This window comes from Gammaproteobacteria bacterium, assembly GCA_028819075.1.
In the GTDB taxonomy this organism is placed as follows: domain Bacteria; phylum Gemmatimonadota; class Gemmatimonadetes; order Longimicrobiales; family Gaopeijiaceae; genus BD2-11.
Map to the genome: position 1 here is coordinate 76343 of JAPPMM010000038.1, position 12307 is coordinate 88649.

9 protein-coding genes are annotated in these 12307 nt (G+C 68.8%); 3 read left to right on the plus strand and 6 right to left on the minus strand.

What is annotated here, in order from left to right; all coding sequences use genetic code 11:
- Positions 1–24: 24 nt before the first annotated feature.
- Together OXU32_08775 and OXU32_08780 are read right to left on the minus strand one after the other, a co-directional pair.
- Entirely contained in the window at positions 25–1656 is a 1632-nt protein-coding gene (locus tag OXU32_08775; protein ID MDE0074041.1) for an amidase, read from the minus strand.
- Between the two features lie 34 nt (positions 1657–1690).
- Positions 1691–3481: a creatininase family protein gene (locus OXU32_08780; GenBank protein MDE0074042.1), complete on the minus strand. Its 1791-nt coding sequence runs from the start codon at positions 3479–3481 to the stop codon at positions 1691–1693.
- Between the two features lie 320 nt (positions 3482–3801).
- Here OXU32_08780 and OXU32_08785 point away from each other — a divergent pair, with 320 nt between their 5' ends.
- Positions 3802–7167: an amidohydrolase family protein gene (locus tag OXU32_08785; protein MDE0074043.1), complete on the plus strand. Its 3366-nt coding sequence runs from the start codon at positions 3802–3804 to the stop codon at positions 7165–7167.
- A gap of 197 nt (positions 7168–7364) precedes the next feature.
- Here OXU32_08785 and OXU32_08790 read toward each other — a convergent pair whose 3' ends face one another.
- The 4 genes from OXU32_08790 to OXU32_08805 all read right to left on the minus strand — a co-directional run bounded on the left by OXU32_08790 (position 7365) and on the right by OXU32_08805 (position 10902).
- On the minus strand, positions 7365–7742 hold the full coding sequence (locus OXU32_08790) for a hypothetical protein (GenBank protein MDE0074044.1): 378 nt from the start codon (positions 7740–7742) through the stop codon (positions 7365–7367).
- 216 nt (positions 7743–7958) lie between these two features.
- On the minus strand, positions 7959–8552 hold the full coding sequence (locus OXU32_08795; GenBank protein MDE0074045.1) for a YdeI/OmpD-associated family protein: 594 nt from the start codon (positions 8550–8552) through the stop codon (positions 7959–7961).
- A gap of 44 nt (positions 8553–8596) precedes the next feature.
- Complete coding sequence (locus tag OXU32_08800) at positions 8597–10294, minus strand: GMC family oxidoreductase (GenBank protein MDE0074046.1); 1698 nt, start codon at positions 10292–10294, stop codon at positions 8597–8599.
- Complete coding sequence (locus OXU32_08805) at positions 10291–10902, minus strand: gluconate 2-dehydrogenase subunit 3 family protein (GenBank protein MDE0074047.1); 612 nt, start codon at positions 10900–10902, stop codon at positions 10291–10293. The genes OXU32_08800 and OXU32_08805 overlap by 4 nt, the downstream gene beginning before the upstream one ends.
- Before the next feature lie 75 nt (positions 10903–10977).
- Here OXU32_08805 and OXU32_08810 point away from each other — a divergent pair, with 75 nt between their 5' ends.
- A complete protein-coding gene (locus OXU32_08810; protein ID MDE0074048.1) occupies positions 10978–11850 on the plus strand; it encodes a TIM barrel protein in 873 nt (290 codons plus the stop codon).
- Positions 11851–11940: 90 nt separating this feature from the next.
- The gene (locus OXU32_08815; protein ID MDE0074049.1) at positions 11941–12294 is read left to right on the plus strand and encodes a GYD domain-containing protein; all 354 of its coding nucleotides are present in this window, start codon (positions 11941–11943) and stop codon (positions 12292–12294) included.
- Positions 12295–12307 lie beyond the last annotated feature (13 nt).

Sequence of the window (12307 nt, forward strand, 5' to 3'; positions counted from 1 at the left end):
CGGGAGGAGTTCGTCCGGGGGCTCCTATCCCAGTGTGGGCGCGAAGGTCGGCGCCCGGCGGTGCTGCGTGGCCTGCTCGAAGGCGTAGGCGATTCGGATGAGCACGGGCTCGCTCCAGGCGCGTCCGAAGAATGAGACCCCCGCCGGCAGCCCCGACACGAAGCCCATGGGCACGCTGATGTCCGGGTAGCCCGCGATGGCGGCGGGGCCGGCGCTGCTCCCGCCGTCGAGCCGGTCTCCCTTGATGTGGTCGGTGGTCCAGGGGAGGTCGCGGGTGGGGGCGACGATGGCGTCCAGTTGGTGCTCGTTCATCAGGGCGTCGATGCCCTCTTCCCGGTTGCCTCGCTGGATGGTGCGCACCGCGTTCAGGTAGACCTCGTCGGTCAGCGGGCCTCGCGCCTGTGACGCGATCATGCGCTGCTGGCCGAAGTAGGGCATCTCCAGTTCGGCGTTCTGCTCGTTGAACTCGATGATCTCCGCCAGGGTGCGCACCGGCGCATCCGGTCCCAGCGTCGCCAGGTACGCGTTCAGGTCTGTCTTGAACTCGTATTCGAGTACGATGAGCGGGAGTTCGTCCCTCCAGTTGGCCACCGGAAGGTTGGCGGGGTCCACGATCACGGCGCCCGCGTCGCGCATCGCCTGGATGGCATCCTCGAAGAGCGCCATGACGCGCGGATCGAAGCCGGTGAAGGAGCGTGCCACGCCGATGCGCGCCCCTTCGAGGCCGGCGGAGTCGAGGAACTGGGTATAGTCGGTGTGGAAGTTCCCCTCGCTGCGCGAGGTGGCTTCGTCGCGCGGGTCGACGCCCACGGCTCCGCCCAGCAGGATGGCAGCGTCGCGCACGGTGCGGGTCATTGGCCCCGCCGTGTCCTGGGAGTGGGAGATGGGGATGATGCCCGACCGGCTCCACAGCCCCACGGTGGGCTTGATGCCCACGATGCCGTTGCTGGAGGAGGGGCACATGATGGAGCCCCCGGTCTCGGTGCCGACGGTGAGGGCGCACAGGTTGGCCGAGGCCGCCACCCCGGAGCCGGAGCTTGAGCCGCAGGGGTTGCGGTTGAGGGCGTAGGGGTTCACGCACTGGCCGCCCCGCGCGCTCCACCCGCTGGTGGCCCGCTCCCCCCGGAAGTAGGCCCACTCGCTCATGTTGGCCTTGCCCAGCAGGATGGCCCCGGCGGCGCGCAGGCGCTCTGCCACGAAGGAATCGCGCGGCGGGATGGAGCCCTCGAGCGCGAGCGACCCCGCCGTGGTGGTCATGCGGTCGTGGGTGTCGAGGTTGTCCTTGAGCGCGACCGGAATTCCGTGCAGCGGCCCGCGCGGCCCGCCGGCGCGGCGCTCGGCGTCCAGCTCGTCGGCGATCTCGAGCGCGTCCGGGTTGATCTCGATCATCGAGCGAAGCTCCGGGCCCTGCCGGTCCATCGCCTCGATGCGGTCGATGTACGCCTGCGTGATGGAGCGGGCGGTATGCTCGCCCGACTCCATCATGCGCTGCAGATCGTCGACCGTGACTTCGTCGAACTCGAAGGGCGGGATTTCCCCCGCTGCCTGCCCGCTGGAGTCGACGGGCGAGTCGGAGGCGGGCGGGGCACACGCGGAGGTCAGCGCCAGTCCCGCACCGCCTGCCGCGGTCGTGCCTATGAAGGTCCTTCGATCCATGCTCGCTCTCCTTCCCTGTCGCCCCGCGATGGTCCTACCTGTTCCTGATGCTCTCCTCGACGAGGCGAGCGGTGCGCTCGGTGCGGGCGTCGGCGATCTGCCGCGCAACTTCGAGCGCCGCACCCAGGTCGGCGATGGAAACGCCGTTGATGACCGCCTGGCCCGTCCTCACCCGCTCCGCCCATCGCACCGAGGCCGGGTCGTCGAGCATCATGTTGAAGGTGATGCCGGGGCTGTCGTGCAGGCCGTCACGCGGCATGTCGTCGGTGACGATGCCCAGGTCGCGCAGCACATTCGGGGTGCCCGGCGGGGTGCGGTAGTACTCGGGGATGAAGTGCACGGCGGCCTCGTCGCCCCAGGCATCGTTCAGGGCGTTGGCCACGTTGTCCATGCCGCGCTGGTTCCCGCCGCTGTCGCCGATCAGGACGATGTTCTCGAAGCCGTGCATCTTCAGGCTGTGCGCGACGTCGGTCAGCACCGCCTCGAAGGTCTCCTGGCGCAGGCTGATGGTGCCCGGGCTGGTCATGTGGCCGCTGGGCGGATCGATGTTGCCTTCCGGCACGGTCTCGATGACGGGGGCGCAGAGCGCGTTCCCGAGCTTCTTCGCGATGGCGGGGCAGTTGGCGCGCAACACGTAGTTGTGCTTGCCGGTGACCAGCCAGGGGCCGTTGGGCTCGACGCCGCCGGTGGAGATGATTGCCGTGGTCTTGCCGTTGGCGAGGGCGTCGCGGACGTCCATCCACGTCATCTCCTCGATCCAGGGCGTGCTCACCTCGGGCAGCGGGTTGGGGGTGTCCACGCAGTTGTAGGCGTTGGCGCTGCAGTTGCCTCCGCCCATGGAGCGGGGATCGGGTTCGGGGCGCTGCGGCGGACCACCACCGCCCGCGGCCCGCATGGCCTCGAAGCGGGCGCGCATCGCGGACCTGTCGGGCGCCGGCAGCGTGCCCCGGTTGGCGATCGCGTTGCGGATGGCGCCCGCGGTATGCTCGGCGCGGAACTCCACGATCTCACGGGCCCACTCGAGCGACTGCACGCGGTCCTCGATGGAGACACCGTTGATGGTCGCCTTGCCCGCGGCAACCCGCTCGTCGAAGCGCACCGAGAACGGATCGTCGTAGAACATGTTGAGGGTGATGATCGGGTCGTCGTGGAGGCTGTCGCTCTCGCCGTCTTCGAGTCCCCGGAAGGCCATGTAGCGGGTGACGGAGTTGTAGTCGTAGTACTCCTGCACGTGCGCCACGACGGCGGCGCCCGCGAACTGCTCGTTCAGCCGCTCGGCGACGGCGCGCTGGCCACCCTGATTCCCGCCGCTGTCGCCGATGAAGATGATGTTTCGGAAGCCGTGCATCTTCAGGCTGTGGGCGACATCCGTGAGCAGCGCCTCGAAGGTCTCCTGCCGGAGGCTCAGGGTGCCGGGGCTGGTCATGTGCCCGCTGGGCGGATCGATGCTGCCCTCGGGGACCAGCTTGATGACCGGAGCGCACAGGGCATCGCCCAGCTCGCGCGCGATGGCGTCGCAGTTGGCGCGCAGCACGAAGTTGTGCTTGCCGGTGGCCAGCCAGGGGCCGTTGGGCTCGACGCCGCCGGTGGGGATGATGGCCGTGGTCTTGCCGTCGGCGAGGGCGTCGCGGACGTCCATCCACGTCATCTCCTCGATCCAGACCGTGTTCGTTTCGGGCAGCGGGTTGGGCGTGTCCCGGCAGTTGTAGACGTTGGCGGCGCAGTCGCCGCCCCCCATGCTGTTCGGGTCGCGCTCGGGGCGCTGCTGCGCCGTGGCGGCGGTCGAGGTGACGAGCAGGGCTCCGATGAACAGGGCGGTCTTCATGATCCTCTCCTCCTGGTTCCGATAGGCGCACGGGCGGAACGAGCCACACGTGCACGGGCAGAAGCACATCGTACTTCATGGGTGGTTTCGGTGCGAGGTCCCCGCGTAAGCAGGGACAGGGGACGACCGCTTAACGTTCGCCCTGCCCACCGCCGGGCGCGACCCCGGCGGGGGTGTCGGAAGCCCCTGCGTCCGGTAACTTGCCTCCATGATGCCGGCACGCAGGATCGGCGCGAGTTTGCGCATCGCGCGCCCTCACGCGCTCGCCCCACGCTCTCCGGCCGTCCGTATTGTCCCGCGACCCCTTCAGGAAGCATCCGATGCACAGTTGTCGCCTTTTCCCGCTCGCCCAGGCAATTCTCCTGGCGCTCGCTTTTGCCGGCGCCTCGGCCCTCGCCCCTCAGCGTGCGCTGGCGCAGAATCCAACGTCCGCCGACGCGGAGGACGACGCCCCGGAGAACGAGGACCTTCCCCTCCCCGTCGACCGCACCGTGTCCATCGACATGACCGAAGGCAGCTGGATCTCGCTGGACGTGAGCCCCGACGGGCAGACCATCGTCTTCGACTTCCTGGGCGACCTCTTCACCATCCCCTTCGAGGGGGGAACCGCCACCCAGCTCACGTCCGGGATGGCGTTCGACGCCCAGCCCCGTTTCTCGCCCGACGGCACGCGCATCGTGTACACCTCGGACTACGACGGGGGCCAGAACGTCTGGATCATGTCGCTGGACGGCTCCGACACGGTGCAGGTGTCGCGCGGCGCGTCGAATCGCACCGAATCGCCCGAGTGGATGCCCGACGGGGACTACGTCGTCGCGGCCATCGGTAACTTCCGGGGCGGGAATCTGCCGAAGCTGAAGATGTTCCACGTGGACGGGGGCGGCGGGATCGAGCTCGTCTCGGAGCCCGACAACATGAAGGTGACGGGGCCCGCGGTCTCGCCCGACGGACGCCACATCTGGTACGCGCGCCGCACCGGCGACTGGCAGTACAACGCGCAGTTCCCGCAGTACCAGCTCGAGGCCTACGACCGCGAGGACGGCGAGCGCTATCCGAAGTCGTCGCGCTACGGGTCCGCCGTGCGCCCCACGCTCTCGCCCGACGGGCGCTGGGTGGTATTCGGAACCCGCCACGACGACCACACCGGCCTCCTGATCCGCGACCTGGAGACGAGCGAGGAGCGCTGGCTGGCGTATCCGGTGCAGCACGACGACCAGGAGTCGCGTGCGACGCTGGACGTGCTTCCGGGCATGTCGTTCACGCCGGACTCGCGGTACCTGGTGGTGTCCTACGGCGGCAGGATGTGGAAGCTGCCGGTCGAGGGAGGGGACGCAGAGGAGATCCCGTTCCGGGTGCAGATGGAGCTGACGCTCGGCCCGCGGGTCGACTTCGACTACCCGATCGAGGACACCCCCACCTTCACGGTGCGCCAGATTCGCGACGCGGCGCCGTCGCCCGGCGGCGAAATGCTCGCGTTCACCGCGCTCGACCGGCTGTGGGTCTCCGACGCCGACGGCTCGAACCCGAGGCGGGTCACCGACGCCGGCCGCTCCGAGCACTTCCCGGCGTGGTCACCGGACGGGGAATGGATCGCGTACTCGACGTGGGACGGCGAGGTCGGACACCTGTACAAGTCCCGCGCCGACGGCGGGGGAGACCCCGAGCGGCTGACCCGCGAGCCGGCCGCCTATTTCTCGCCGGCGTGGGGGCCCGGAGACCGGCTGGTTGCGCTCCGGGGCTTCATTCGCGCGTACGAGAGCCAGGGCGAGGCCGGTACCCCGGGCAACGAGATCGTGCAGGTGTCGACGGAGCCCGACGATGATGACGGGGGTCCTGTGACCGTGATCGCGCCCAGCGACGGCAGGCGCGACCTCCACTTCGTGGAAGGCGAGGAGGACCGCATCCACATGTTCCGCCCGCCCGATCTGCTGGTGTCGATTCGCTGGGACGGGAGCGACGAGAAGGAACACGTGCGCGTGCGGGGCGCCACCCTCACCGGCGCAACCCAGGGACTCGCGCCCACGACCGTGCAGATGGCGCCGCGCGGGGATCAGGCGCTGGTGGAGTTGCAGCGCCAGATCTACAGCGTGACCGTCCCGAGCATCGGCATCACGCCCACCATCAACGTGTCCAACCCGGACAACGCCGCCTTCCCGGCCCGCCAACTGACCGACATCGGCGGGGAGTTCCCGGCCTGGGGCGCCGATGGCCGCTCGGTCCACTGGTCGCTCGGCAACGCGCACTTCGTTTACGACCTGGATGCCGGCGAGGCCTTCGAGGACAGCGTGGCGGCTGCGGAGGAGGAGGAAGAAGAGGCCGAAGAGGAGGAAGCCGGGGAGGAGGCGGAAGCGGAGGCGCAGGACGAAGCGGACGACGAGTACCGCGCCGCGGAGCTCCGGGTGCTCATCGACGCGACCCGTGATATTCCCGAAGGCGTGGCCGTGCTCCGGGGCGGGCGCGCGATCACCATGAACGGCGACGAGGTCATCGAGAACGCCGACATCGTGGTGCGCAACAACCGGATCGAAGCGGTGGGCGCGACCGGGTCGGTGGTGGTTCCGGACGGCGCCATGATGATTGACGTGTCCGGGCGCACCGTCGTGCCCGGCTACGTCGACACCCATTCTCACCTGCGCGCGCGCGACGAGCTGCACCGGACCGACGTGTGGCCCTACCTGGCCAACCTGGCCTACGGAGTGACCACCACCCGCGATCCCCAGACCGGCAACACGGAAGTCCTCTCATACGCGGACATGGTGCGCACCGGCTCGATACTCGGCCCGCGCGTCTACTCGACCGGACCGGGCGTTTTCTGGCAGGACCAGATCGACACCGCCGAAGAGGCGCACGACGTCCTGAAGCGCTACTCCGACTATTTCGACACCAAGACCATCAAGATGTATGTGGCGGCCGCGCGGAAGGGCCGCCAGCACATCATCATGGCGGCGCGCGAGCTCGGGCTCATGCCCACCACCGAGGGCTCGCTCAACATCCGGCAAAACCTGACCGAGACCCTCGATGGATATCCGGGGCTGGAGCATTCCATTCCGATCTTCCCGGTATATGACGACTACGTGCGGCTGTTCGCCGAGACCGGCCGCGTATACACGCCGACGCTGCTGGTGACGTACGGCGGTCCCTGGGCGGAGAACTACTTCTACAGCCGCGAGAACCCGCACGACGACGCCAAGCTGCGCCGCTTCACCCCCCACGACGAGATCGACAGCCGCACCCTGCGCCGCCCGCAGTGGTTCCGCAGCGACCAGCACACCTTCTCGCGCCACGGTGAGTTCGTGAAGGAGCTGGTCGCGGGCGGGGGCAAGGCGGGGGTCGGCAGCCACGGACAGCTGCAGGGGCTCGGGTACCACTGGGAGCTGTGGGCGATGGCCGCCGCGGACATGGACGAGCACGACGCGCTGCGCATGGCCACCATCTTCGGGGCCGAGGCGATCGGGCTGGACCAGGACCTGGGCACCATCGAGGCGGGCAAGCTGGCGGACCTGGTGATCCTCGAGGCCAATCCGCTCGACGATCTGCGCAACACCAACGCCATCGACCGGGTGATGCTGAACGGCCGGCTCTACGACGGCGACACGCTCGACGAACTCTACCCGCGGCAGAGGCCGCTGGCGCCGCAATGGTGGTGGGACGACGAGCCGAACGGGGTGCCGGGGGTGGGGCGGTAGGGATTGGCGGGTCGATGAACGGCTGGAACCTCAAAACGCACGGCCGCCCCCCGGGACCGTGTCGCGGAGGTCTTGGGCCTCCGCTTCCGCCACCCTAGGAGGTGCCTGGCACCCCGCGACGGTAGGATCCCGGGAGCGGCCGTCAGGGTCCGTGTTGTCGCCTACGGACCCCGTGCCGGGTTCAGGAGCGTCCTGCGCTAGCCGTCGGATCCTCCACTGACCATGGCGATCGCCGCGCCCGAGGCTGCCAAGAGGATGGCGCTGCCGATGGCCGCCCCGACGAGTTCGGCGTCGATCATTCCCGCCTCGACGCTGTGCGTCACGCTCAGCAACGCGCCGTAGACGGCCCCGCCCTTCGCGCCGTCCTTGGCATCGCTCACGCCCCTCCACCCGAGCACCACCGCGAGCACCAGGCCATGGAATAGGGCGCCGAGAAGGCCGAAGACCGACATATCGGCGTGTTCGTGATGCCCGTGCGGATGGTGGCCGCCGATGAACGGCACCATGTCGAGGATGAAGTCGGCCACAACGAACGCGATGGCCGCGACGACGGAGGCTGTCACCAGTTTCTTCATGTCCACAGTATCTCTCCCTGTTGGAGTGGACGGAGGGTGGCGGCAACGGGTGCAACGTGGGAACGAAAACGTGTCCCCGCAAGTATGAGCAAGGTTTGGCGATGATTTCGGGCTGCGATTTCTCCGGTCCCCGTCGCAGTTTCTCGCCCGTTCACGGCCCGTCAGGAGAGGGAGTTTTGCCTGCCGGCGGGGGGCCGGGGCGTGGATTGCGCGTGCCTATCCCTTGCGCTTCTCCACCCAGCGCATCAGGGGGATCACCTTCCCGCTGGCGCTGGACTCGATGAGGATGCCCAGGCGGCGCAGGCGGGTCTCCTCCTTCTTGGCGCTTACCACCCAGCGCGCCACCTGCTTGCGGTAGGAAGGGCGCGCGTTGCGGAAGTACTTCCAGGCTGCCGGCTCGGCCCTGATCCGGCTCTCGTACTCGGGTGGCAGCGCGGCGACATCCGGTTCGTACGCTGCCCTGTCCTTGCTCTTGTCGCGCCTTTCGTAGGCGGCCAGCCCCGGTTCGGCCACGACTCCCTGCGCGAGCAGTTGCTTCATGCGCCCCAGGTTGCGGGCGCTCCACTGGCTGCGGCGTCGGCGCGGGGTGAAGCGGATCTTGTAGGCCTTGTCGTCGACGGAGCGTTTCAGGCCGTCGATCCATCCGAAGCAGAGGGCGGCATCCACGGATTCGCCGACGGTGACGCTGGGGAGCTTCGTGGCCTTCTTGTAGTACCCGACCCACATCACGTCAACCATGTCGTGGTTGGCCTCGAACCAGGCGCGCAGGTCCCCGGGTGTGGGAAAGAAGTGAGGAGTGGTGTCTTCCATGGCGGGAGCGACTGATTACGTAATTTGCGTATTTTGTGTAATCTCTAGATTTCGCCCCGGCGCGAGGCCCACACGGCGTAGTGACTCGTGCGGGCTGCGAGCGCCATGTAGGTCAGCGACGGGTTCTGGCATCCGGACGAGGTCATCGCCGCTCCGTCGATGACGAAGAGGTTGGGTACGTCCCACGCCTGGTTGAAGCCGTTCAGCACCGAGGTGGCCGGGTCGCGGCCCATGCGCGCGGTTCCCATTTCGTGGATGGCCAACCCCGGAGGAGAGATGACCGGCTGGGGCCTGACGTCCCGACCGCCGGCCGCCTCCAGCATTTCGGCGGCCTGGTCGACGGCCTCGCGCATCATCGCGCGCTCGTTCCCGCTCCACTCGCAGCGGATGCGGAGCGTGGGGATGCCCCAGGCGTCGACCTGCTCCGGGTCGAGGGCCACATGGTTCTCCTCCCGCGGGAGGCACTCGCCGAAGGCGTGCAGCCGGAACTGCCAGGGTCCCGGGCGCATGAGCTCGCGCTTGAAGTCGGCTCCGAAGCCCGGCATGGAGACCCCGCGTCCCCATCCCACCCGCTCCGCCGCGCCCTGGAACCCGTAGCCGCGCACGAAATCGGAGGATGGCTCGGTGACGTTGGCGAAACGCGCGATGTAGATGCCGTTGGGACGCCGGCCGCGCGTGGTGCGATCCTCCCAGCCGTCGAAGACGGCCGTCGTGTCGTCGCACATGGCGTGGTCCATGAGGTACTTGCCGAGCACGCCGCTCGAGTTGGCCAGGCCTTCGGGGAAGTCGGACGACGTCGAGTTGAGCAGGATGCGTGTCGATTCCAGGGCCGAAGCTCCGAGGAAGACGGTGCGGGCGTGGAACTCAAGCTGTTCGTGGCTCTCGCGGTCGATGACGCGCACGCCGGTTACCCGTCCCCGCTGCGGGTCCCAGATGACGCTGGGCACCACGCTGTTGGGGCGGAGGGTCAGGCGGCCGGTCGCCTCCGCCGCGGGCAGGGTCGCGTTGATGGAGCTGAAGTAGCTGCGGGTGCGGCAGCCGCGGTGGCAGGGACCGCAGTAGTGGCAGGCGCGGCGGCCCTTGTGGTCGCGTGTGAGCACTGCGGTACGGCCGATGGTCATGCGCCGGGTGCCGCCGAACGCGCTCTCGATCGAGTCGCGCATGTGCTCCTCGACGCACGACATCGGCATGGGCGGCAGGAAGACCCCGTCCGGCACCTGGGCCAGCCCCTCGGCCTGTCCACTGATGCCGACAAAGGCCTCGACGTGGTCGTACCAGGGTGCGATGTCGGCGTAGCGGATGGGCCAGTCGATGCCGTGGCCATCGCGGGCGTTGGCCTCGAAGTCGAGGTCGCTCAGCCGGTAGCACTGGCGCGCCCACATGATCGAGCGGCCTCCCACCTGGCGCCCGCGGATCCAGAGGAAGGGCTCCTCCGAGTCGCTGGTGTAGGGGTGCTCGTTGTCGTTGACGAAGAACTTGCGCGCCACTTCGTCGCAGGCGTAGCACTGGCTCTGGATGGGCTGGTCGGCGGCCAAGGCCTTGCGGTCGTTCCAGCCCCGGTAGGGCATCTCCGACGGGCGGGTGTGCTCGGCGTAGTCCCGTTCGGGCACGATCGCGGGCCCGGCTTCGAGGACCAGGACGGTCGCGCCCAGCTCGGTGAGCTCCTTGGCCGCCCAGCCCCCGGACATCCCCGAGCCGACGACGATGGCGTCGTATTCCTGGCGCCTGCGGCGGACGTTCATGGGCCCCGTTCCGCCGCGGTCAGCGGGGCGCACCCCTCGAAGGCCGGGAAGGTGGTGCGGTAACCGATGGCCTCCAGGCCGACCTCCGAGGTGAAGTACGCGGTCAGGGTGAACCGCTTCACGTCGTGGAAGAAGTGCTGCGTCTCGTCCGAATCGGGGTCGTCGCGGAGGCGGGTCAGCTCGGCGTCGAGGTCGCCCACCAGGGCGGCCTGCTGGGTCGCGGTGCAGTCCGCGAAGTCGCGTCCGAAGCGGTCGCGGGCCGACGGATTCACGGTGTCAAGGCCGGCGAGGAAACGGTCGCGGTCGTCGTCGTCCAGCCACCCATCCACCAGGGCGGCCACGAATTCCGTCACCCCGGCCTCCGATGCACCCGGGGTGTCGGTCGCGGGGATGATCGCCTCGGCGATGGCGGCCATGGAGCGCGCGCGGGGTGGGGTGAGGAGGCTCGCGGCCACTTGTGGCGCAGCCTCGTTCGTCCCCACGGGCGACCCGGCGGAGGCGCGCACCCGGTCGGCCCAGGCGACCAGCTCCGCAAAGGCGCCTTCCGGCGCGAGCAGGGGACCGCCCACGATCCCGCCGAGCACGCCGATGGCCCGCCTTCGCTTCATGGGTTACCGTTTCCGCCGCCTGACGCGGCCGTGTCGGGACGAGGTTTCTCCGAACGAATTGGAGGCTTGGGAACGATGCCCAACCTTACACGTCGCGAAGTCCTGAAAGCAACCGGCGCCGCCTCGCTGGGGCTGATGGTACCGGGGGCCGGCCGGGCGCTTGCCGGCGCAACGGTCGCCCAGACCGGCATCACCCAGTCCGTGGCCCGCTGGTGCTTCGAGGACATCCCCCTGCAGCCCTTCTGCGCAGCGGTGGCGGAGATGGGGCTGCCCGCCATCGACCTCCTGCTCGTGGAGGAATGGGCGGTCGCGCACGACCACGGCCTGGCGGTCTCGTGCGGTGATGTCGGCGCGGGCACGATCGAAGACGGACTCAACGAGCCCCGCAATCACGCGGGCATCATCCGCGCCTTCGAAGAGCACATCCCCCGGGCCGCGCGTGAGGGCGTCCCCAACGTCATCTGCTTCTTCGGCAACCGCCGCGGCATGCCGAATGCGCCGGCCATCGAAAACTCGATCCGCTGTCTGCGGGAATGCGCGCCCATCGCCGAAGCCGAAGGGGTCACGATCCTGGTCGAGGCGCTCAACTCCAAGCCGGGCGGCCACGTGGACTACATCGGCGACCACATGTCCTACGCCCTCGAGATCATCCGCGCCGTCAACTCCCCCCGGGTGCGCATCCTCTACGACATCTACCACATGCAGATCATGGAAGGCGACATCATCCGCACCCTGACCGACGCCCGCGACTGGATCGGCCACTACCACACCGGCGGCGTCCCCGGGCGCGCGGAGATCGACGAGTCGCAGGAACTCAACTATCCGGCCATCGTGCGCGCGATCCGCGACACGGGGTTCACCGGCTACATGGCCCACGAGTTCATCCCCCAAAGCAGCGACCCCCTGCGCTCGCTGAGGGAGGCCGTGGAGATGTGCGCGCAGGCGTGAGCGGAACGAGAACGTAGCCCTGGGGATGGAAGCGGTCGGGGCTCTCGTCTCGTCGAGGCGGCCATCCTCTATGAGGGAGTAGATTGCCCCATGGCCATCGATCACTTGGGCAAGGAGAACAGCATGGCCAAGTACATGTTCCGAACCAGCTATACGCGATCCGGCCTGGAGGGGCTGCTCGCCGAGGGGGGCAGCGGCCGCGAGGCTGCCCTGCGTCAGACCGTCGAGAGCGTTGGCGGAAGTCTGGAGGGGTTCTACTACGCCTTCGGCGACACGGACCTCATTCTGATCGTCGACCTTCCCGACGAGGCGGCCGCGACGGCGCTCTCGCTCAACATCGCCGCCGCGGGTGCGCTCACGGTGTCCGTGACCGTTCTGCTAACCCCGGAGACCGTGGACAAAGCGGTAGGCCAGTCCGTGTCGTACCGGTTGCCGGGGGCCTGAGGTTGCGGAAAGC

What these genes read in the sequence shown, in the direction of transcription:
- OXU32_08775 (MDE0074041.1), bottom strand. Translation starts at nt 1,656, where the DNA reads ATGGATCGAAGGACCTTCATAGGCACGACCGCGGCAGGCGGTGCGGGA.
- OXU32_08780 (MDE0074042.1), bottom strand. Translation starts at nt 3,481, where the DNA reads ATGAAGACCGCCCTGTTCATCGGAGCCCTGCTCGTCACCTCGACCGCC.
- OXU32_08785 (MDE0074043.1), top strand. Translation starts at nt 3,802, where the DNA reads ATGCACAGTTGTCGCCTTTTCCCGCTCGCCCAGGCAATTCTCCTGGCG.
- OXU32_08790 (MDE0074044.1), bottom strand. Translation starts at nt 7,742, where the DNA reads ATGAAGAAACTGGTGACAGCCTCCGTCGTCGCGGCCATCGCGTTCGTT.
- OXU32_08795 (MDE0074045.1), bottom strand. Translation starts at nt 8,552, where the DNA reads ATGGAAGACACCACTCCTCACTTCTTTCCCACACCCGGGGACCTGCGC.
- OXU32_08800 (MDE0074046.1), bottom strand. Translation starts at nt 10,294, where the DNA reads ATGAACGTCCGCCGCAGGCGCCAGGAATACGACGCCATCGTCGTCGGC.
- OXU32_08805 (MDE0074047.1), bottom strand. Translation starts at nt 10,902, where the DNA reads ATGAAGCGAAGGCGGGCCATCGGCGTGCTCGGCGGGATCGTGGGCGGT.
- OXU32_08810 (MDE0074048.1), top strand. Translation starts at nt 10,978, where the DNA reads ATGCCCAACCTTACACGTCGCGAAGTCCTGAAAGCAACCGGCGCCGCC.
- OXU32_08815 (MDE0074049.1), top strand. Translation starts at nt 11,941, where the DNA reads ATGGCCATCGATCACTTGGGCAAGGAGAACAGCATGGCCAAGTACATG.